At 30.0% G+C, this 22,174-nt stretch carries 21 protein-coding genes; 17 read left to right on the top strand and 4 right to left on the bottom strand.

The features are described 5' to 3' along the window. Positions 1–88: 88 nt before the first annotated feature. From KV700_RS06700 to KV700_RS06670, 7 genes are all read left to right on the top strand, one after another. Positions 89–466, top strand: a complete 378-nt coding sequence (locus KV700_RS06700) for a four helix bundle protein (protein ID WP_218599579.1) — start codon at positions 89–91, stop codon at positions 464–466. A gap of 39 nt (positions 467–505) precedes the next feature. Then, positions 506–961 carry a pantetheine-phosphate adenylyltransferase gene (gene coaD, locus KV700_RS06695; protein WP_218599578.1) on the top strand — a complete coding sequence of 152 codons (456 nt, stop codon included), beginning with the start codon at positions 506–508 and terminating at the stop codon, positions 959–961. A 2-nt stretch (positions 962–963) separates the two neighbouring features. After that, positions 964–2,721, top strand: a complete 1,758-nt coding sequence (locus KV700_RS06690; RefSeq protein ID WP_218599577.1) for a M14 family metallopeptidase — start codon at positions 964–966, stop codon at positions 2,719–2,721. A 3-nt stretch (positions 2,722–2,724) separates the two neighbouring features. Beyond that, complete coding sequence (locus KV700_RS06685; protein ID WP_218599576.1) at positions 2,725–3,840, top strand: lactonase family protein; 1,116 nt, start codon at positions 2,725–2,727, stop codon at positions 3,838–3,840. 1,226 nt (positions 3,841–5,066) lie between these two features. Then, the gene (locus KV700_RS06680) at positions 5,067–6,482 is read left to right on the top strand and encodes a hypothetical protein (protein WP_218599575.1); all 1,416 of its coding nucleotides are present in this window, start codon (positions 5,067–5,069) and stop codon (positions 6,480–6,482) included. Positions 6,483–6,541: 59 nt separating this feature from the next. Continuing rightward, positions 6,542–6,934 carry a (deoxy)nucleoside triphosphate pyrophosphohydrolase gene (locus tag KV700_RS06675; protein WP_166385193.1) on the top strand — a complete coding sequence of 131 codons (393 nt, stop codon included), beginning with the start codon at positions 6,542–6,544 and terminating at the stop codon, positions 6,932–6,934. Then, positions 6,931–10,065, top strand: a complete 3,135-nt coding sequence (locus KV700_RS06670; RefSeq protein ID WP_218599574.1) for a DUF3427 domain-containing protein — start codon at positions 6,931–6,933, stop codon at positions 10,063–10,065. The genes KV700_RS06675 and KV700_RS06670 overlap by 4 nt, the downstream gene beginning before the upstream one ends. Positions 10,066–10,126: 61 nt before the next feature. Here the strand turns inward: KV700_RS06670 and KV700_RS06665 are convergent, their stop codons facing one another. Continuing rightward, positions 10,127–12,019 carry a SulP family inorganic anion transporter gene (locus tag KV700_RS06665; protein ID WP_166385189.1) on the bottom strand — a complete coding sequence of 631 codons (1,893 nt, stop codon included), beginning with the start codon at positions 12,017–12,019 and terminating at the stop codon, positions 10,127–10,129. 226 nt (positions 12,020–12,245) lie between these two features. Next, complete coding sequence (locus KV700_RS06660) at positions 12,246–12,848, bottom strand: NUDIX hydrolase (protein ID WP_218599573.1); 603 nt, start codon at positions 12,846–12,848, stop codon at positions 12,246–12,248. Between the two features lie 7 nt (positions 12,849–12,855). On the opposite strand from KV700_RS06660, the gene pyrE reads away from it, so the two are divergent. Continuing rightward, the gene (gene pyrE / locus KV700_RS06655) at positions 12,856–13,497 is read left to right on the top strand and encodes an orotate phosphoribosyltransferase (protein ID WP_165732852.1); all 642 of its coding nucleotides are present in this window, start codon (positions 12,856–12,858) and stop codon (positions 13,495–13,497) included. Between the two features lie 9 nt (positions 13,498–13,506). Beyond that, a complete protein-coding gene (locus tag KV700_RS06650; RefSeq protein ID WP_166385185.1) occupies positions 13,507–13,896 on the top strand; it encodes an SRPBCC family protein in 390 nt (129 codons plus the stop codon). Here KV700_RS06650 and KV700_RS06645 read toward each other — a convergent pair. Next, positions 13,893–14,624, bottom strand: coding sequence for a biotin--[acetyl-CoA-carboxylase] ligase (locus KV700_RS06645; RefSeq protein ID WP_218599572.1), 732 nt, complete (start codon positions 14,622–14,624; stop codon positions 13,893–13,895). The two genes, KV700_RS06650 and KV700_RS06645, sit on opposite strands and share 4 nt — an antisense overlap. Positions 14,625–14,711: 87 nt before the next feature. Here KV700_RS06645 and rsfS point away from each other — a divergent pair, with 87 nt between their 5' ends. From rsfS to KV700_RS06610, 7 genes are read left to right on the top strand one after another with little or no spacing between them, the layout of a single operon-like run. After that, positions 14,712–15,080, top strand: a complete 369-nt coding sequence (gene rsfS / locus KV700_RS06640; protein WP_166385181.1) for a ribosome silencing factor — start codon at positions 14,712–14,714, stop codon at positions 15,078–15,080. Between the two features lie 20 nt (positions 15,081–15,100). Continuing rightward, complete coding sequence (gene ftsH, locus KV700_RS06635; protein ID WP_166385179.1) at positions 15,101–17,074, top strand: ATP-dependent zinc metalloprotease FtsH; 1,974 nt, start codon at positions 15,101–15,103, stop codon at positions 17,072–17,074. 3 nt (positions 17,075–17,077) lie between these two features. Next, the gene (locus KV700_RS06630; protein WP_166385177.1) at positions 17,078–17,662 is read left to right on the top strand and encodes a hypothetical protein; all 585 of its coding nucleotides are present in this window, start codon (positions 17,078–17,080) and stop codon (positions 17,660–17,662) included. 1 nt (position 17,663) lies between these two features. Next, complete coding sequence (locus KV700_RS06625) at positions 17,664–18,458, top strand: phosphatidate cytidylyltransferase (RefSeq protein ID WP_218599571.1); 795 nt, start codon at positions 17,664–17,666, stop codon at positions 18,456–18,458. Between the two features lie 2 nt (positions 18,459–18,460). Then, positions 18,461–19,117 (top strand): phosphatidylserine decarboxylase family protein, encoded by a 657-nt coding sequence (locus KV700_RS06620; protein WP_166385174.1) that lies wholly within the window; start codon positions 18,461–18,463, stop codon positions 19,115–19,117. Between the two features lie 6 nt (positions 19,118–19,123). Next, positions 19,124–19,390 (top strand): acyl-CoA-binding protein, encoded by a 267-nt coding sequence (locus tag KV700_RS06615; RefSeq protein ID WP_166385172.1) that lies wholly within the window; start codon positions 19,124–19,126, stop codon positions 19,388–19,390. A 4-nt stretch (positions 19,391–19,394) separates the two neighbouring features. Then, complete coding sequence (locus KV700_RS06610) at positions 19,395–20,024, top strand: YceI family protein (RefSeq protein ID WP_218599570.1); 630 nt, start codon at positions 19,395–19,397, stop codon at positions 20,022–20,024. Between the two features lie 6 nt (positions 20,025–20,030). On the opposite strand, the gene KV700_RS06605 is transcribed toward KV700_RS06610, so the two are convergent. Further along, the gene (locus tag KV700_RS06605; RefSeq protein ID WP_218599569.1) at positions 20,031–20,906 is read right to left on the bottom strand and encodes a TIGR01777 family oxidoreductase; all 876 of its coding nucleotides are present in this window, start codon (positions 20,904–20,906) and stop codon (positions 20,031–20,033) included. Positions 20,907–21,030: 124 nt separating this feature from the next. Between KV700_RS06605 and KV700_RS06600 the strand changes: the two genes are divergently transcribed. Beyond that, positions 21,031–22,155: a VWA domain-containing protein gene (locus KV700_RS06600; protein ID WP_218599568.1), complete on the top strand. Its 1,125-nt coding sequence runs from the start codon at positions 21,031–21,033 to the stop codon at positions 22,153–22,155. The last annotated feature ends 19 nt before the right edge of the window (positions 22,156–22,174 follow it).

Below are 22,174 nucleotides of genomic sequence, written 5' to 3'. Positions count from 1 at the left end.
TTTTTGAAACAAGACGTAAAAACTAATTTATGTATATTGTAGAAACCAGAATAATTCTTGGTTCGAAAACATCAAAAAATACAAAGCTATGAAAAGACATAATTTTAAAAAGTTACAAATTTGGCAAGAAGCAATAGAGTTAGTTACCTTAAACTATAAATTTACGTCAACTTTACCTGATTTCGAAAAATTTGGTTTGGTGAGTCAATTAAACAGATGTGCTGTTTCTATTCCTTCTAATATATCCGAAGGAACAAGTAAAAGGACTAATAAACATTTTGTTTCTTTTTTAGAACATAGTTTAGGTTCTGCTTTTGAATGGGAAACTCAAATTATAATTTGTAATAATTTAAACTTCATGTCTCATGAAGTTTTTCTCGATTTAGAAAAAAGAATTCAGAAATTACAACAAAAAATATCAAATTTTATTTCAAGAGTCTTCGTTCGTGGTTCAAAAACATCATGATTCAAAAAAATCTAATAACATCAAATTTTTAAATAAAAAATGAAAAGAGCAATTTTCCCCGGATCCTTTGATCCAATAACATTAGGTCATTTTGATATCATAGAGAGAGGTGTAAAATTGTTTGATGAACTAATTATTGCCATTGGTATAAATGCTGATAAAAAATATATGTTCAGTTTAGAAGAGCGTAAAAAATTTATTGAAGATTGTTTTAAAGATAATCCGAAAATAAAAGTAGTAACCTACGAAGGTTTGACGGTTCATTTTTGTCAAAAAAATAACGTAGATTTTATTTTTAGAGGATTAAGAAACCCTGCCGATTTTGAATTTGAGAAGGCAATTGCACATACAAACCGTGATTTAGCACCCATTGAAACCGTTTTTTTACTAACAGCAGCAAGTACTTCTTATATTTCATCATCTATTGTAAGAGATGTAATTAGAAACAACGGAGACTATACAAAATTGGTTCCAGAACCGGTAAGAGTTAAATAAATATGGATAAATTTTTTAAGGGAGTCTTTTTAGTTATTGTTTTATTTTTGATGTTTTCTTGTGATAATTTATCCAAAGAAAAAAAAGATTTTACAACACTTTTCGAAAAGTCTGATGGAACCGAAACGCCAGAATACAAAGAGATCATTTCATATTATAAAGATCTTGCAGAAGCACATACTTCGGTTGCTTTATTTTCATTCGGACAAACAGATTCGGGAGAACCTTTGCACCTCGTTGTTTACAATAGAGAAGGTGTCTTTAATGTAGATGAAATAAAAAAATCAACCAAAAATAGAATTCTTATCAACAACGGTATTCACCCAGGAGAATCAGACGGAATTGATGCATCTATGTTGTTGCTTAGAGATATTGTACAAAGTGATTCTTTAATAGAAAAGTATAAAAATACTGTTATTTGTGTAATTCCGGTGTACAATGTTGGTGGTTCTTTAAATAGAAATTCGCATACAAGAGCCAATCAAAATGGTCCAAAAGAATACGGATTTAGAGGAAATGCAAGGAATTATGATTTAAATAGAGATTTTATAAAACAAGACTCTAGAAATTCAGCAGCTTTTGCAGAAATTTTTCATACTATAAATCCAGATGTTTTTATAGATAATCATGTAAGTAATGGTGCCGATTATCAATATGCAATTACACATTTATTTACACAACACAATAAACTAGGAGGTAAGTTAGGTAACTTTTTAGAGACACAGATGCGTCCGGGTTTAGAAAAATCATTGCAACAAAAAGGAATTTCAATTACACCTTATGTAAATGTTTGGGGCACCACGCCAGAAGCAGGGTTTTCTCAGTTTTTCGATTCTCCAAGATACTCTACAGGATACACAACTTTGTTTAATACTTTAGGATTAATGGTAGAAACTCACATGTTAAAACCTTATAAAATAAGAGTGGAGCAAACGTATGAATTGTTGTTTTCTGCGTTAGATTTTACAGAAGATCATTCTGATAAAATTAAAGAATTAAGAGCCAATGCTGTTGATGAGGTGTTGTCTAAGAAAACCTATCCTATTAGATTTAAGGTTGATAAAGAAAAACTTACAGAATTACAATTTAAAGGCTACGAGGCCGAGTATATCGATAGTAAAGTAACTACAGGAAAACGTTTGTTTTATGATACTACAAAGCCGTACACAAAACCCGTAAAATATTACAATAATTTTGTAGCGACGCAGTCTGTAAAAATTCCGAAAGGGTATATTTTAGAACAAGGTTGGCATAAAGTTTTAGAGCGCTTAAAAAACAATAAAATTGAATTTACTCGTTTAAAAAATGATACAATTATTGCAGTGGAAGTAAATCATATTGCTGAATTTGAAACTCGAAAAACAGCCTACGAAGGTCATTATTTACATTATAATACCACGATAAATGCATCAATTCAAAAATTTCAATTTAGAAAAGGAGATATTTACATTCCTACAAATCAAAACGGAGTTCGGTATTTGTTAGAAACGTTGGAAGCTGCAGCAACAGATTCTTTTTTTAATTGGAATTTTTTCGATACTATTTTACAACAAAAAGAAGGATATTCTGCCTATGTTTTTGAAGATATTGCAGCTTCTTTTTTAGCTGAAAACCCTTCAATAGAAAAAGAATTTTTAGAAAAACTGAATACAGATACTGAGTTTGCAAATAATCCAAAAGCGCAACTAGATTTTATCTACAAAAAATCACCTCATTACGAACCAGCACATTTACGTTTGCCAATTTTTAAAATATTTTAAATTATGAAAGTACTACCAATCGTTTTGTTATCCATATTTTTCTTCGGATGTAAATCTGAAAAAGTTAAAACAGCAACAACAAACACAGATGTTAAGACTAATTCCTTTTATGTTGGTACGTACACCAATAAAGATTCTAAAGGAATTTATAAATACGAACTTTCTGAAAAAGGAGAGTTACGAAAAGTAGGCTTGGTTGCAGAAACCGTAAATCCTACTTTTTTAGCAAAATCGAAAGATGGTAAAATACTTTTTGCAGTTGGAGAAACCAATGTAAACGGAACAGGTTTTGTAAAATCTTTTAAAATTGAAAAAGATTCTTTACAATTGATAAGTAACGAAGAGTCTGGTGGAGCAGGTCCTTGTTTTGTTGCTATAAATGATGATAATTATTTGATAACCGCAAATTATGGCGGCGGAAGTGTTGGTTTACTAAAAGCATCTGCTTCTGGGAAGTTATCGAAATTATTAAATGTGCAGCAACATGTTGGTAAAGGAACAACAGACAGACAAAAACATCCACACGCACATTCTGCGTGGTTTCATCCAACAAAAAAAGAAGTTATTTCTGTAGATTTAGGAACCAATGAATTATTGTTTTCTAACATCAATGAAGATAAACTTGTTTATACAAAACAAAAGTCTTTAAAAATGGCAGAAGGAGCAGGACCAAGACATGTAACGTTTCATCCAAATAATAAGTGGATTTATGTTTTAAATGAATTAGACAATACGGTTTCTTTGGTAAAAGAAAAAGAGGAAGCGTATTTTGTAGATTTTACAATTTCTACCTTGCCAAAAGACTTCACAGATTATAGCAAAGCAGCAGATATTCATATTTCTAAAGATGGAAAGTTTTTATATGCTTCCAATCGCGGACACGAATCGATTGTTATTTATGCGGTAAATGCTGAAGATGGAACCTTAACCACAATTGGTTACGAATCTGTTTTAGGAAAAAATCCTCGTAATTTTTCTTTATCTCCAGATGAACAATTTTTATTAGTTGCAAATCAAGATACGGATAATATTGTTTCTTTTAAAAGAGATATTGCTACGGGTACATTAACTTTTGTAAGTGAGATTGCTGCACCAACTCCGGTTTGTATTTTGTTTTAGGTTTGTAGTAGTTACAATTCAGTTAGTGCGTTTTCTGTCTGATTCTGTCAAAGACTTTGTACGTGTTAAAAATCCTTCGACAAGCTCAGGAGGACATTTTGCCTTTAAATTGGATTCAGATATATTATTAGTTATATTTTGTTTTCAAGAGTTATCAGTTTAAAAGCAATGCAATGCTAGTGCGAGCGTCTCGCTCGTACTTTCTTAATTCAATTTGCAAAAAAAAAATAGTATGGATTGGTAACAGAGAAGTATTGTTGATGTCACGAGCGGGACGCTCGCGTTAGCAGATATTTATATATGAGTCTGTGTATTTAAATTGGTTTCAATTTTGCGCGTGGTAAAAATCCTTCGACAGGCTCAGGAAGACATTTTGCGTTTAAATTGGATTCAGATATATTACTAGCAAGATTTTGTTTTCAAGAGTTATCAATTTAAAAGCAATGCAATGCTGGTGCGAGCGTCTCGCTCGTACTTTATCATGTATACATGATAGGTGCTCTCTTGTTAGCAGATGTTTATAAATGAGTCAATACGTTTAATTGGTTTCAATTTTATAAAACAAAACCTATGTTTACTATGTGTCTATGTGTTTGATTTTATGTGTGTTAAAAATTCTTCGACAAGCTCAGGAGGACATTGTGAATTTAAATTGGTTTCAGGTATATTATTACAAAATCTATGTGTCAATTTTATAACGACATGTCAGTCAGAGCTTGTCGAAGACTTTTTTGAGCATAAAATATTCTGCGATTAGCTTAGGAAGACAATGTGAGTTTATATTGGGTTTAGATATATTATAACATAAAATCTATGTTTTCTATATACCTATGTGGTCAATTTTTATAAGAGTTGCCTGTTCGAGCACAGTCGAGAACAATTCAATATTTAACGAAGTAGAAAATTATTTTATTCGTAACTTGTAATCTCTAAAATCAATTTTAAAACAACACATGCTTTTAATTTTAATTAATTGGATTTATATTTTTATATCCTGCTTAAGCTTTGGTTTTTTATTAAAAAAACTATTTAAAATTGAATCCCAAAATTTTACCATCCACCATATTTTAGGACTATTTTCAATTACATTATTCAGTTGGTTATATGCTTTTTTCTTTGCCTTAGACCTTGTTTATTATGGGGTAATGAGCAGCATCACTCTTTTTTGTCTTTATTTTTTCAGAAATTATATTAAGATCCAGTTAACGCAGTTTAAAAAGAGTTGGTTGTCATTTAGTAAAACCTATAAATTTGGACTTCTTTTTATTTTTATCATTGCTTTGGCAATGTCTTCGGTTACACCTTCTATTTTTGATAATGAGAGTTATTACCTGCAAACCATTAAGTGGTTAAATGAATATGGTTTTGTAAAAGGATTAGGTAATTTACACATCTTTTTTGCGCAAACTTCTAGTTGGCATATTTTACAAGCAGCGTTTACTTTTCCGTTTTTAGAAACGAATTTTAACGATTTGAATGGTTTCTTTTTAATCATTTTTTCTTTTTACAGCTTTCAGCAGTTGCATCAATTTAAGACAACAAAAAAAATACATCAATTATATATAGGAAGTGTGTTGGTTAGTTTGCCTTTTATTATTTTTTTCATCAACGCACCATCTCCAGATTTACCGGTTTTTTTAATAAGTCAGTTGTTATTTTATCTTTTTTTAAAGCATTTTAAGAAGATTGAATACTCTAATTTTATACTTATTCTATTGCTCACAATTTTTTTATGTGTTATTAAAATTACTACTTGTATATTGGTTTTATTACCATTGATTTTATTTATAAAACATTATAAAGTACTGAAAAGTAGTTTGGTAAACCCCATCGTATTCTCACTTTTTGTATTGGGATTGTTTTTAATGAAAAATGTAATTCTTACAGGTTACTTGTTATATCCTTTGCAAATTTTAGATGTTCTAAATGTAGACTGGAAAGTACCTACAGCACTCATTCAATTGTTTAAAGTAGGTACGTATAATGCTGCTTTCGATTATCAAGAGTTAGCAAATCTTTCTACCTATCAATTATTTATTGCTTGGATAACTTCGTTTAAGTTTAACGGAATTATAAATATGATATTTATGTCGCTTTTAATCTCTTTCCCTTTTTTATGGTATTTTAAAAGTAAAGAAAAGTCCGTGTTTATATTGTATGTAATAGGTGTTTTAAATTTTGTATTGGCTTGGATTTTCTCTCCTCAATACAGATTTTTCTTTTTTTATATGTTATTCTTTGCCATGCAAATCTGTGTTTGGTTTTTTAGAAAAGAAAAAACAATTGTATTTTTTATGGCTGTGAGTTTGTTATTAAGTTTGGTTCCTTTTTTAACAGAATTAAAGCTAAGTAATTATACCACTATTAAAAAAACGAATACTAAAACAAGCCTTTTAAAACTTGAAAATATTTTACAACCAAATGTAAATTCTAGCATGAGTGCCGACTTTGAGCAGCATATAGAAAACGGGTTTCACTACAATTCTCCCACAAAAGAAAGTTATTTCTGGACGGTTGGTATTGTGCCTTTACCAGCAGTGAATGTCAAACAAATTTCTTTTATAAAAAAGCACTATAAAATTGTTCCGAGTTTAAGAACTGAGGATGTTGGAGATGGTTTTATGAGTTTGGTTAGTGAATAGTGGATTTTTATAGGAAAAGAAGATAATATTATTTATTTTAGAAAATAGTTTAAATAAAATTGAAAACAAAAACACCCCTTGTTACTTGTGCAATCATCCATTTTGATGACAAAATTTTAGCTGTTCAACGAAGCGATACAATGAAACTTCCTTTGAAATGGGAATTTGCAGGTGGAAAGATTGAAAAAGGTGAAACTGAAATTGATTGTATAAAAAGAGAAATATTTGAGGAGCTAAACATTATTATTGATGTAAAGAAAAGACTTACTCCTGTCATTCATCAATATTCTGATTTTAAAATTAAATTAATTCCATTTATTGCTGATTATGTTTCAGGGGAATTGTTATTTAAAGAGCATTCTGATTTTGTTTTAGTTAATAAAAACGAATTAATTAACTTAGATTGGGCTGATGCAGATTTACCAATTTTAAAAGAATTTTTAGCATTATGAATCAAGGAATTTACGAAGAATTAATAACACAGTTAGTTTCTGCGAATTTAAATAAGCTAGACAAAGAAAAATTCTATTTAAAGAAAATTAAAATTGATAAAGAGGAGGCTTCGAGTATTTTATCTAAACATTTAGCACTAACGGTAAAACATGCTTTTCAGCTTATAAAAGGAAAAATAGAACTACAAATAGAAATTGCTAATAAAATAATTAAGTTACTAAAAGAAGAGCTTAACAAACAAGAGTTTGAAGGAGATTTAATAAATATTGAAGGAGAAATTTTAAAAGCTGTTTTTTCTAAAACGGATGCACATTTTTTTAATTTAGATTTAAGACTTAAAGAAATAACGCCCTATACAAGGTTAACCCAAAGCGAATTATTTACAGGAGGAAATGGCGGTTTATCTTTAGAAAGTGAACTTAAAAAAGAAATCCTTTCTTCAAATCAAATAAACCTATTAGTATCTTTTATCAAATTTAAAGGCATTATAATTCTTGAAAAAGAATTAAGAGAGTTTACAGAACGTGGCGGAAAATTAAAGGTAATAACAACCACATATATTGGCGCTACAGATTATAAAGCCATTCAATTACTTTCTAAACTACCAAATACAGAAGTTAAAATATCTTACAACACATCTAATGAAAGATTACATGCTAAAGCTTATTTATTTTACAGAAACACGGGTTTTCATACAGCATACATAGGTTCTTCTAACTTTTCTAGATCTGCTCTTACGGATGGTTTAGAATGGAATCTAAAAATTACAACAAAAGAAGTTGGTCATATTATAGATAAATTTCAAAAAACTTTTGATGCTTATTGGCTAAGTAAAGATTTTGAAACGTTTGATGATTCTATTCATAAAGAAAAACTTCAAAATGCATTAAAACAAAGTAAATTTAGCAAGCCTTACGTGAATACAACTGCTTTATTTGATATTAAACCATTTCCTTATCAAAATGAAGTTTTAGAAAAATTAGAAGTAGAAAGAACTGTACATAACCGATTTAGAAACCTTGTAGTTGCAGCAACAGGAACTGGTAAAACAGTTATTTCCGCATTTGATTACAAACGTTTTAAACAAAATAACAAATCATCTAAACTCTTATTCCTTGCGCATAGAAAAGAAATACTACAAAAATCATTATCTACTTTTCAAGGAGTTTTAAGAAACAATAATATTGGCGAATTATGGGTGGACGGTATGGTTCCTGATAATTTCGAATTTGTTTTTGCTTCCGTTCAATCAGTAAATAACCAACTAGAAAATTCTAATTTATCACCAGATTATTATGACTTTATTATTGTTGATGAATGCCATCATCAAACAGCAAATAGCTATCGAAAAATAATCAACTATTTTAAACCAAAAGTTTTACTTGGCTTAACCGCAACACCAGAACGTATGGATGGTGGGGATATTCTTGATGATTTTGATAATAAAATTGCCGCAGAAATTAGGTTACCTGAAGCAATGAATAGAAAACTGCTTTGTCCTTTTCAATACTTTGGAATTACAGATAGTATTGATTTAACAAACGTAAGTTGGGTAAAAGGTAAATATGTAGCTAGTGAACTGACAAACCTTTACACAGGAAGTGATAGAAGAGTTAGAGAAATAATAGGTGCTTTAGATAAATATTCAAAAGACATAAATGATGTAAGAACATTAGGATATTGTGTTTCTATAGAACATGCCAAATACATGGCACAAAAATTCACTTTAGCAGGTTTAAGAGCAGCTTATCTTACAAGTAATAATAGTAATGAAAGAGTTTTTATCCGTCAGCAATTAGAGAAAAAAGAGATTAATTATTTATTTGTTGTTGACATGTTTAATGAAGGAATTGATATTCCGGAAATAGACACAGTACTCTTTTTAAGACCAACAGAAAGCTTAACGGTATTTTTACAACAACTAGGAAGAGGTTTAAGACTTCATGAAGAAAAAGACTGTTTAACGGTGTTGGATTTTGTTGGAAACTCTAAACCAGAATATAATTTTGAAAGTAAATTTAGAGCTTTAATTGGTAAAACAAATACTACTGTTTCTAAAGAAATTGAAGATGATTTCCCTCATCTTCCTTTAGGTTGTTCTATTATTTTAGAGAAAAAGACAAAAGAAACTATTCTTGAAAATATAGCAGCTGCCACTTCTCTAAATAAAAAGAATTTAATTAGTAAAATTAAAAGTTTTCAGCATGATACAAACTTACCTTTAACTATTGGAAACTTTAGCAAGCTCTACTCGATTCCTTTACAAGATATTTACAAAAGAGGTAGCTGGAAAAGACTATGTCAACTTGCAGGAAAAATAGAAGATTTTAATACCGAAAATGAAAAGGCTATTGTTTCTGCTATTTCTAATAAATGGTTATCTACAAACTCATTAAGTTATTTTACTTTCATTTTAAAAATTGCAAAACAGAATTTTAAATTGGTTTTATCTGAATTAAAAGAAAATGAAAAAACAATGCTTTTAATGCTTCATTATGATATTTGGTTAAAAAAAGGTTCTTTTAATTCTTTAGAAGAGAGTATCAAACAAATTGGAAACAATCCTACTTTAGTGGAAGAAATAAAAGAAGTTCTTGAATTCTTAATTGAAAATATAGATTTTAAAGAATTACCAATTAATCTTCCGTATCTACAACCTTTAAAATTACATAGCCGTTACACTAGAGACCAAATATTAGTAGCTTTTAAATTTAGTAGTTTTGATGACAAATCTACTATCAGAGAAGGAATAGCAGAAAAAAAGGATATAAATACTGAACTTTTATTTATCAATTTAATAAAATCAGAAGAAAACTTCTCCCCAACAACGATGTATGATGATTATGCTGTAAATGAATTATTATTTCACTGGCAAACTCAAAATTCTGCTAGACCAGATACAGGAAAAGGATTGTCTTATATAAATCATAAAATAACCGAAAAAAGAATATTACTTTTTGTTCGTGAAAAAGCAAAAAATGAATTCGGAAATACTAATGGATATGTTTTTATTGGAGAAGGAAATCTAAAAGATTATTATGGTTCTAAACCAATGAGTATCAATTGGGAATTAAATGAGCCAATGCCACATTATTTATGGAAAGATGCTGCAAAATTAGCAATAGGATAAACAACAAAAAAGCTCAACTTTTAAAAGTTGAGCTTTTTTAACAATCTATAAATACCTTCTTCTAAAACTTATATTCCCCCAAAGGTTTAGGGAAATCTTCAGGATTTGCAGCTAAATGATAACGAGGGTCATCAATATCTTCTAAAATAACCTCAGAAAAAACAGGGCTCGATTTAAATAGCAACAATTTACAATCTTCACTTAAGTGTTTTAGTGTAATTTTTTTTCCAGCAGCTTGGTATTTTTCAACCAAATTAAAGATAGCTTCTATGGCAGAATGGTCGGTTACACGAGCTTCTACAAAATCTATTTCTACAACGTCTGGATCATTTTTGATGTCAAATTTCCCATTAAATTCAGTGATACTTCCAAAGAAAAGTGGTCCCCAAATTTCATAAATTTTTGTTCCGTCTGCTTTAAAACGTTTTCTAGCTCTAATTTTCTTAGCACTTGTCCATGCAAAAGATAAAGCAGAAATAATAACCCCAACAAATACTGCAATGGCTAGGTCAAAGAAAACTGTTACGGCAGACACTATAATTAATACAGCAGCATCAGACATTGGTATTTTCTTTAAAATTCTAAAACTAGACCAAGCAAATGTTTCTATCACCATCATAAACATTACACCAACAAGCGCTGCAATAGGTACTTGCTCAATATATTTATCGGCAAATAAAATAAAGGTAAGTAGGGTTAAGGCCATCATAATACCAGATAAACGTCCACGTCCGCCAGCATTAATGTTTATCACCGTTTGCCCAATCATACCACAACCACCAGTTCCTCCAAAGGCACCACTTACAATATTTCCTGCACCTTGCGCAATACATTCTCTATTTCCGTTTCCTCTAGTTTCTGTTAACTCATCAACTAGATTCATAGTCATTAAGGTTTCTATTAAACCAACTGACGCTGCTAAAAATGCATACGGAGCAATAAATTTTAAAGTATCTAAATTAAAAGGAAGGTTGCTCCATAATTCTAAAACATTTAAGTTTTTAGAAAGTTCTGCAATTCCGTTTAAACCAGCTCCACCACCGTCTCTAATAAAATCTCCAACATTAATTGAGTTTAATCCGCTAAAAATAGAGATTAAAGTAACTATTAAAATAGCTGTTAATGCAGCCGGAATTTTTGTTGTAATTTTAGGTAAACCCCAAACGATTAACATGGTTAATAATACCAAGCCAATCATTATATATAAGGTGTTGCCTTGCATGCTATATTTTACAACTCCAGAATCTTTTACAGCATAAAAGCCTTCGTCAGAAACATTAAAAACTACTTTTTTAGTGTTAAGATCAAAAACCTGACCTTCAGAAATTAAAAATAACTCTTCGTTGGTAGTACTATTTTTAACGATATTATCATCAATAGTAAATATTACCGTGTTAGAAACTAAATCTTTAACTTGGTTATTAGATACGCTATAAACCAATTCTTTAGATTCGGTTTTACGCATATTTTGTCCGTAGAAATCTTTTTTATTTTCTTTAAACATTCCCAATTGTGCCATAAAAATAACAATGGCCAAACCGTTTACAAACCCCATCATTACGGGATGCGGAATTAGACGTACAAATTTACCTAACTTAAAGAGTCCTGCAAAAATTTGTATCACCCCCATTAAAACAACGGCGGCTAAGAGATAAAAATAGCCCATATTTTCTACCGGATTGTCAAATAACAAGCCTTTTGCATGTCCTTCTTGTATCATGTGTACAAAAATTACTGCTACGGCACCTGCGGCTCCAGAGATTAAACCTGGTCTTCCACCAAAACTTGCTGAAATAATTCCTACTACAAAAGCACCGAACAATGCCACAATAGGACTTATTTGTGCTACAAAGGCAAAAGCTACAACTTCTGGTATCATTGCTAAGGAAACGGTTATTCCGGCAAGTACATCATCTTTTGCGTTTGGTAATATTTTTCTAATAAATTCAGTCATAATTTGGTAATTTTTAAAGTCGGCAAAGATAGACGGTTTTTTTAAAAAAAGACCTTTCTTGTGAGGATTGTTAATCCATACAAATGTATTTATCAGATAAGTAGGTTACCAATTCATAAATATGAACTAACTAAAAAAGAAGTGTTTAACGGAGTTAAGAAGAAAAAATAATATAAAAAAGTACCTTAACTTTCAGATTTAACCTAAATTAATCTTCAGTACTTTACTAATTAGTGGTTTCTAAATAGGTGTTATACACTAATTGAATGTTAGCGTACGTATTTTCTAATGCAGCTTCAATGGCTGTTTTATTTTTAAAAACAACTTCGGTAATGCCTTCTTCTAGTTGAGGTGTTAATTTTTCTGAATAATTAGAAGTCATTAAATACCAATAAGTCTGTTTTAATTTAACTCCTTTATGAAAATAAATATGATAAGTAGTAATTAAAGGTTTGATAAGTTGCAGGTTAGAAATGCCACATTCTTCTGTTACTTCCCTAATTGCTGCGGTTTCTATTGTTTCTTCTTTTTCAATCCATCCTTTAGGTAAATCCCAAACACCGTTTCTTAAAATAAATAAAACTTCTTTTTTGGGGTTTAGCACTAATCCGCCAGCGGCGGGAATTACTTTCATATTTGTTAAAAAAGATTTCCAATCATTCTCTAAGTCAGTCGAGTAAAAAATAACTCCTTTAAGTTCATTGTTTTTTAGTTTCAGAATAATTTCATCAAAAACAACATTCTTAAAATTGTAAACAGGAAAAATATTTTCTTTTTGTGAAGAAGAAGTGAAAATTATTGGCGTATCATTTACAAAAACTTTATACATTTGCGATATGATTTTAAACAAAGATACGGCAAAAAAAACAGCTGAACTTTTATTGCAAATAAAAGCAATAAAGTTAAGCCCAAATGATCCCTTTAATTGGGCGTCAGGTTGGAAGTCTCCAATATATTGTGATAATAGAGTTACTTTATCTTATCCTCCAGTTCGTGTTTTTCTTAAAGAAGAAATATCAAAACTTGTAGAATTAGAATATGGTAAGCCAGATGTTATTGCTGGTGTTGCTACAGGTGCAATTGCTATTGGGGTTTTAGTAGCGCAACAATTAGGTGTTCCTTTTATTTATGTTAGGCCAGAGCCAAAAAAGCATGGTAGAAAGAACCAAATTGAAGGGCATTTAGAAAGCGGACAAAATGTTGTTGTAATTGAAGATTTAATAAGTACAGGTAATAGTAGCTTAAATGCAGTGGAAGCTTTAAAAGAAGCGGGTGGTGTTGTAAAAGGTATGGTTGCTATTTTTTCTTATGGATTTGATATTGCAAAGAAGAATTTTGAAGAAAAAAATGTAGGATTAACTACTTTAAGTAATTACGAAAACTTGTTAGAACAAGCTTTAGATAGTAATTATATTACAGATAAAGAGTTGGCAACATTAAATGATTGGAGAAAGAACCCAAGTGAGTGGAAACAATAAAATTGAAGCATGAATATTAACGGAAATACAGTTACTATAGAGAAATCTGCTGAAGAAGTGTTTACTTTTTTTACAGATTTAAAGAACTTTGAGCAATTAATGCCAGAGAATATTCAAAAATTTGAAGTTGATGGTGAATCTTTTATATTCGGTTTGCCTGGTATGCCAGAGATTAGACTCGTTTTAAAAGAAAAAACACCATTTACTAATATTACATTAGGTGCTGCAAGTAGTAAATTACCTTTTACTTTAGCTGCGGATATTAACGAAATTGCAGAAAATAAAACAGAGGTAAGCTTAAAATTCGATGGAGAATTTAATGCAATGATGGCAATGATGATTAAAAAACCATTGACAAAATTTGTAGATACGCTTACAGAAAATATAGGAAAACTTTAAAGAAAAGAAATTTCTTTAAGTCCAAATTCTTGGATAATATCATCTTCTAATAGAACTTGTAGTTTTCCGAAATCTGAAATTCCAGAAATCATTCCCATAAAAATTTCATCCTTACTATTTTTAAACATAGTAGGGATATTTTTTTTATACAATACATCTAAATATTTTTCTTCCAAAAGTTTAAATTTTTGAGAAGTTAAGCATTTTATGTTTTTTTGAATTTCTTCTAAAATATTAGATAATAAAAGATCTAAATTAGACTCTAAACCCGTTTCTAATTTTAAAGAAGTAGCGTTCTTTAAGTGTTCAGGGAAAATTTCTTGGTTTACATTTAAGCCAATTCCTACAAAAGAATTTTTAATACGATCACCAGAAAAGGTGTTTTCAATTAAAATGCCACAAATTTTCTTGTTTGCTGACAGAATGTCGTTAGGCCATTTTATAGATGGTTTAGGTAAGTTTTTAGCTAATAAAACAGTATAAATAGATAAGGAAATAGCAAAGTTTAAATATTTTTTTTGAACTACCTTTAAATCTTTAAAACTTATGAATACGCTGAATGTTAGGTTTTTATGTGGTTCGGAAACCCACTTATTTTGTTGCTGACCTCTCCCTTTTGTTTGGTTTTGAGTAACAACAGTTGTAAAATTCTCTAGGGTAGAATTTTGAGCTAAATCCTTTAAAAAAGAATTCGTAGAATCGGTGGCACTAAGTTTGATTGTTTTCAAGTGTTAAATAAAGTGTAAACTACTGTAATAATACACAAAATACTCGCAAAAAAATAATAACTTTGCGTTAAATATAGAAAAAAGTTAATGACAAATAAAAAAGTAAGTACAGATGATTTAATTGCTTTAATTATTAAAGGGATTGATGAGGTAAAAGGAGAAAATATTCAATTATTAGACTTACGAGATATAGAGAATACTGTATGCGATTATTTTGTAATCTGCTCGGGAAACTCAAATACACAAGTAAATGCAATTTCTGGTTCTATTCAAAAAATAGTAAGCAAAGAACTTAAAGACAAACCTTGGCATATAGAAGGCCAAACAAACTCTGAGTGGGTTTTAATGGATTATGTAAACGTAGTGGTACACATTTTTCAAAAACAGGTTCGTGACTATTATGATATTGAAAGTCTTTGGGGTGATGCTAAAATTACAGAGATAAAATCAGTTTAATCTTTTTATTTTTTAAATAAATGAGTGATTCAAAAAAAGATAGTAATTCTAATATGCCTAAATTTAAGTTTAACGCGTATTGGATATATGGTGCAATATTTGTTGTAATAATGGCATTTCAGTTTTTTAGTAGTGGAGATTTAGCTACTAAAAGTATTTCTAAAAATGAGTTTAATGATATCTTAAAAGATAATGATATCTCTAGAATTGTTGTTTTAAATAACAATTTAGCTCAGATTTATATTAAAGAAGAAGCACAAAAAAAACAACGTTATAGTAAGATTATAAACTCTGCTTTTTATACGCAAGGATCTTCTTTTTATGACTATAATTTTGGGGATTTACAAAATTTCGAAAATAATGTTGAAAAAGCAAGACAAGCAAACGAGCTAGACTTTGATATAAAAAATGAAAACAAAACAAGTATTTTTGATACTATTCTAGGTTTTTTACCTTTTATAATATTAATTGCTGTTTGGTTGTTTTTTATGAAAAGAATGTCTGGCGGTGGAGCTGGAGCTGGTGGCGGAGGTCAAATATTTAGCATTGGTAAATCTAAAGCAAAATTATTTGATAAAGACACAAAGGTAAAAACTACGTTTGAAAATGTAGCCGGTTTAGAAGGTGCTAAAGAAGAGGTACAAGAAATTGTAGACTTCTTAAAAAATCCAGAAAAATATACTTCATTAGGAGGTAAAATTCCAAAAGGTGCTTTATTAGTAGGACCTCCAGGAACAGGTAAAACCTTACTAGCTAAAGCGGTTGCAGGTGAAGCAGATGTTCCTTTTTTCTCTTTATCTGGTTCAGATTTTGTTGAAATGTTTGTAGGTGTGGGTGCTTCTCGTGTAAGAGATTTATTTAAAAAAGCTGCAGAGAAATCTCCTTCTATTATCTTTATTGATGAGATAGACGCTATTGGTAGAGCTCGTGGTAAAAATAGTATGACTGGTGGTAATGACGAGCGTGAAAACACGTTGAATCAATTATTAACAGAAATGGATGGTTTTGGTACAGATGTAAATGTTATTGTACTAGCAGCAACAAACAGAGCAGATGTTTTAGATAGTGCGTTAATGCGTGCGGGTCGTTTTGATAGACAGATCTATGTAGATTTACCAAACATCAACGAAAGAAAAGAAATTTTTGAAGTACATATTAAGCCTTTAAAATTAGCAGGAGATGTTAAGATAGATTTCTTAGCACAACAAACACCTGGTTTTTCTGGGGCAGACATTGCTAATATGTGTAATGAATCTGCATTAATTGCTGCCAGAAATGGTAAAAAAGCAATTCATCATCAAGATTTCTTAGATGCTGTAGATAGAATTGTTGGTGGTTTAGAGAAGAAAAATAAAGTAATTACACCAAAGGAGAAAAAAGTAATTGCTTTTCATGAAGCAGGTCACGCAACTATTAGTTGGATGTTAGAGCATGCTGCACCATTGGTTAAAGTTACTATTGTACCTAGAGGACAATCTTTAGGAGCTGCTTGGTATTTACCAGCAGAAAGAATGATTGTGCAGACAGAGCAAATGTTAGATGAAATGTGTGCTACCATGGGTGGTAGAGCTGCAGAAAAGGTAATGTTTAATAAAATATCTACAGGAGCTTTAAGCGATTTAGAAAAAGTGACCAAGCAAGCAAAAGCAATGGTTACTGTTTATGGTTTAAATGAAGCAGTTGGTAATGTTACGTATTATGATTCTTCTGGAAACGATGGTTTTGTTAAACCTTATAGTGAAGAGACCGGTAAAACAATAGATCAAGAAATTTCTAAAATTATTGAAGCTCAATATGTAAGAGCAATAGAAATTTTAGAAGAAAATAAAGATAAATTAACGACTCTTGCAGAATTATTATTGGAAAAAGAAGTTATTTTTAAAGACGATTTAGAAAAGATATTCGGTAAAAGACCTTTTGAAGAAGCTCTTGAAGTAGAAATCGTTGAAGATAAAAAAGAGATTCCTCCAGTAGAATTAAAAACTGAAGAATAATAAATGAATTTTTTTAAAAAGCTATTCAACATACCCAATAAAGAAGAAAAGGACATCCAAAGACAAGAAGTAGATCTTTCTTTGGATGATCTTTTTGTACATAACTTTCTTGATAAAGGAGGTAAGTTTTTATATTGTTTAAAAGAAAGTGAAGTTGTAGAGAACTTAAAGAGTATTTTAAAAGAGAATAATTGGAATCAATTAACGCTTTTAGATGACAAGTTATCTTCCTTTTTAAATAGACATGAGGTAGCAATGAATAGAAATTTCAATTCAAATTTTCCTGTTTTCTTAAATTGCGAACATTTAATTGCAGATAATGGAGATATTTTATTTTCATCAAAACAATTAAAAAGTATTAAGTTATCAGAGATGCCTCAAAACTTTATCGTTTACGCAACTACGAGTCAGTTGGTTAAAGATATGGGAGAAGGGTTAACAGGTATTAAAATTCATCATAAAGATAATTTGCCTACCAATATTTCTGCCATAAAAAATTATAACATCCATAAAAATGATGATAATTTCTTAAACTACGGCAACAGTAACTCAAAAAACTTATATTTGCTGCTATTAGAAGATTTATAATATGAGTAACCTTTTAAAAAGGAGTCTTTCAGGCATAATTTACGTTTTAATTTTTATATCAGCGATTCTTTTTTCAAAAGAATCGTATGTGGTTCTAACAACTATTTTTGGGTTGTTGTGCGTTTGGGAATTTTCTAAACTCATTAAATTTAAAGGATTGATAGGGTATATTTTCTTTAGCTTAACATTATTTTTAATGTTAAAAAGGCCAGAAAGCTATGCCGTAATTATTATTTTAGGAATTACAATAGTTTCTTCTTTATCTCTTATCTATTACTTATTTACTAAAAAAGAAATTTCTTTCTCTAATGATAGATCTAAATCTGGTTTACTAATTAGGTACCCTATTTTTTCTATGATTTTTTTAATCCTTCTACCTATTTATAACGGAGAATATAATCGGTATTTAATAATTTCTATTTTAATTATGATATGGGTAAATGATAGTTTTGCTTTTTTAGTGGGTAAAAATTTTGGGAAAAGAAAATTATTTGTTTCTGTTTCTCCAAAAAAGACACAAGAAGGTTTTTTAGGTGGGTTGGCTTTTGCTTTAATTGCGGCCTTTATAATTAGTAAATTAAATACCGATTTTACAGTAGTAAATTGGTTAGTTATAGCTGTTATTGTTAGTGTAATTGGTACTATTGGAGATTTAGTAGAATCTAAATTTAAAAGACAAGCCAATATTAAAGATAGTGGTACTATTATGCCTGGGCATGGTGGTATTTTAGATAGATTGGATAGTTTGTTATTTGCAGCACCATTTGTATATTTGTATATTAATTTTATAATTTAAGTATGATTCGTTTTCACAAAGAAGGGTATAAAATAATTGTTATTACCTTTATAATAACAATAGTAGGTGTATTGCTAGCCGATAATTTAATTAGTATACCTTGGCTTGTTAAAGCAATTCAAGTTTTATTACTTGCTTTTTTAGTAATTGTACTACAGTTTTTTAGAAACCCTAAAAGAGTTGCTCCATTAAATGACAACGTATTAGTTGCACCGGTAGACGGTAAAGTGGTTGTTATAGAAGAAGTAGAAGAACCAGAATACTTTAAAGGAAAAAGATTACAAGTGTCTATTTTTATGTCTCCTATTAACGTGCATGTTACCAGATACGCTATGAGTGGAGTTGTAAAATATAGTAAATATCATCCAGGAAAATATTTGGTTGCATGGCACCCGAAAGCATCTACAGAAAACGAAAGAACTACGGTAGTTGTTAATAATGCAGCTTTTGGAGATGTTTTATACAGGCAAATAGCAGGTGCATTGGCAAAGAGAATTGTTAATTATGCAAAAGTTGGTGATACAGCTGTACAAGGAGCAGATGCAGGTTTTATTAAATTTGGTTCTAGAGTAGACCTTTTTCTTCCATTAGGTACAAAGCTAAATGTATCTTTAAATGATACAGTAAAAGGAGGAGTTCAAGTAATTGCAGAAAAATAGTAAGATATGGAATCTGATTTAGACAAAGATTTTAACGAAGCTTTCTATAGAATTTCTAAATTAGAAAAAGTGATTGCTCCAGACATTATGCTAAAATTTTACGCTTACAATAAGCAAGCCAATTTTGGTAATAAGTTTTCTTTTAATGACGAGCATAACGTTAGAAGCGCATTTAAATTAAATGCATGGATGCAATTAAACGGCATGAAATCTGACGTAGCAAAACAAGAATATATTAATTTAGCAAAAATAGTTTTAAACAGTAAACAATAACATTATGAAAAGAGTAGTAGTTTTATCATTATTAATGATTGTAGCGTTTAATTTTTCATCTTGTAAATCAGATAAAAAATCTGATAAGAAAGTAGAAGATACAATTAAAACAGAAAAGAGTGCAGCAGCTTTTTCTTTAGAGAAGGCAAAAAATGAAATTAACTTTGTAGCGTATAAAACTACAGATAAAATTCCAGTAGGAGGTCAATTTAATAAAGTTGATATTATTTCTGGAGGAGAAGGAGCTTCTATTAAAGATGCTATTAATAATACAGAGTTTTCAATTCCTGTAAGTAGTATTTTTACAAAAGACACTAGTAGAGATTTTAAAATTCAAAAATTCTTCTTTGGTGTAATGGATAATACAAAATTACTTTCTGGTAAATTATTGATAACAGATGACGTTAATGGTGTAGCAGAAATTAAAATGAATGGAGTTACAGAAAAAGTAGCTTTTACGTATACTATTGTAGAGAATGTTTTTAAAATGACAGCTACTATGGATATCACTAAATGGAATGCTTCTGAGGCTTTAGCATCATTAAATACAGTTTGTAGTGATTTACATAAAGGTGCAGACGGAGTTTCTAAAACATGGAGTGATGTGGCTTTAAATATTACTTCTACTTTCTAAGAAGCATTATAAATTATTCAACGCTTTTTTAAGTGTTTTAAATCGAAAAGAATATCCGTTCTTTTCGATTTTTTTTGCCGAAATTTTACTTCCTTCTAATAATATTTTTGCCATATCGCCAAATACAAGCTTCAACATAAAACTAGGAACTCCAATTCCTAAATAAGGTTTGCCTATGCTTTTTGCTAATTCCTTAGAGAATGTTTTACTAGTGTGGTGTTCTGGAGCAACGGCATTAAATACACCTTCTAAATTATCATCAATAACTTTTATATAGATGGCACATAAATCATCTAAATGGATCCAAGGTAAAAATTGTTTTCCAGAACCTAAAGGAGTTATAATAGGTGTTTTCATTTTGTCTAATGCACCGCCTTTATCTGTTAAAACAACGCCGGTTCTTAAGATTGTTACCGGAATGTTTTTTGTTGAAAATTGCTGTGCGGCGTTTTCCCATTTTTGGCAAACTTCACCTAAAAAATCAGTACCTGCTTTGTCTGTTTCTTCATATATTTTATCTGTAGTAACAGCGCCGTAATAACCAACGCCAGAAGCAGAAATAAAACCTTTTAAATTAATTTTAAGCTCATTAATTTTATCATACAGTAAATTGGCGCTTTTTACTCTGCTATCAATTATTATTTGCTTTCTTTCTTTAGTCCAACGTTTGTCTGCAATTCCTGCTCCGGCTAAATGAATAATATAATCGGTATCTAAAAGTGCTATTTCATCAATGTAATTAGAAGAAATATCCCATTTAAATTCATTTTCTTCTTTGGGATTTCTACTTAAAATTACAACTTCATGATTTTTATCAATCAGTAATTTTGATAATCTTTTGCCGACTAAACCCGTACCACCTGTAATAATTATTTTTGCCATATGGTAAATATAATTAATTTTTGTCTAATGTTTTTAGAATATTATAAAACAAATTTATGCATACATATAGTAATCCAATGTTAATTTTTATTTTTCATCCGTATAAAATTGTACTTTTATAGTGATGAAAAAAAATAATAAAAGAAAAGGTTTTGTCTTTAAAACCTATGAAGCAGAAAATCAATCTCCTTTCGAAAAATTATTCGAAATTTTTAAGGAATTGATAACACATACCTCTGGAGATTTTGATGAAGCCATAGATTGGTTGCGTTCTTTAGATAAAGAATATAAATTAACGGATGAAAATTATACTATTGATGACTTTATTGAAGATTTAAAGAAGAAAGGCTACATAAAGGAAGAGGTAAAAGGAGATGGGACTGGAGTTAATAAGATTACTCCAAAAACAGAACGTGCTATTCGTCAGCAAGCATTGAATCATATTTTTGGAAAAATAAAACGAAGTGGTGCTGGTAATCATAAAAGTAAATCTCCAGGAATAGGAGATGAACATACCGGAGATTTAAGAGAATATCAATTTGGTGATGCCTTAGACAAAGTTTCTATGACAGAAAGCATTAGAAATGCGCAGGTAAATAACGGAATAGATAATTTTAGTCTTACCGAAAACGATTTGGTGGTGGAAGAAACCATGCACAAAAGCCAAATGAGTACGGTTCTAATGATTGATATAAGTCACTCTATGATTTTATATGGAGAAGACAGAATTACTCCTGCTAAAAAAGTAGCGATGGCGTTGGCAGAATTAATTACTACTCGTTATCCTAAAGATACCTTAGATATTATTGTTTTTGGAAATGATGCGTGGGCAATTAAAATTAAAGATTTGCCTTATTTACAAGTAGGACCATATCACACAAATACGGTTGCAGGTTTGCAGTTAGCGATGGATTTACTCCGAAGAAAAAGAAATACCAACAAACAAATTTTTATGATTACCGATGGTAAGCCAAGTTGCTTGCGTTTGCCAGACGGACAATATTATAAGAATAGTAATGGTCTAGACAAATACATTGTAGACAAATGTTATGGAATGGCACAGCAAGCCAGAAAATTACACATTCCGATAACTACTTTTATGATTGCGCAAGATCCGTATTTAATGCAATTTATAAAGGCGTTTACAAAAGCAAATCAGGGTAAAGCATTTTATACAGGTTTAAAAGGTTTGGGAGAAATGATTTTTGAAGATTACGAAACCAATAGAAAAAAGAGAATTAGAGGGTAGAATAAATCCTGTTTTTTTA

Origin of the sequence: Polaribacter sp. NJDZ03 (assembly GCF_019263805.1) — a bacterium.
In the GTDB taxonomy this organism is placed as follows: Bacteria; Bacteroidota; Bacteroidia; order Flavobacteriales; family Flavobacteriaceae; genus Polaribacter.
This window is presented reverse-complemented; position numbering and strand designations above follow the sequence as displayed.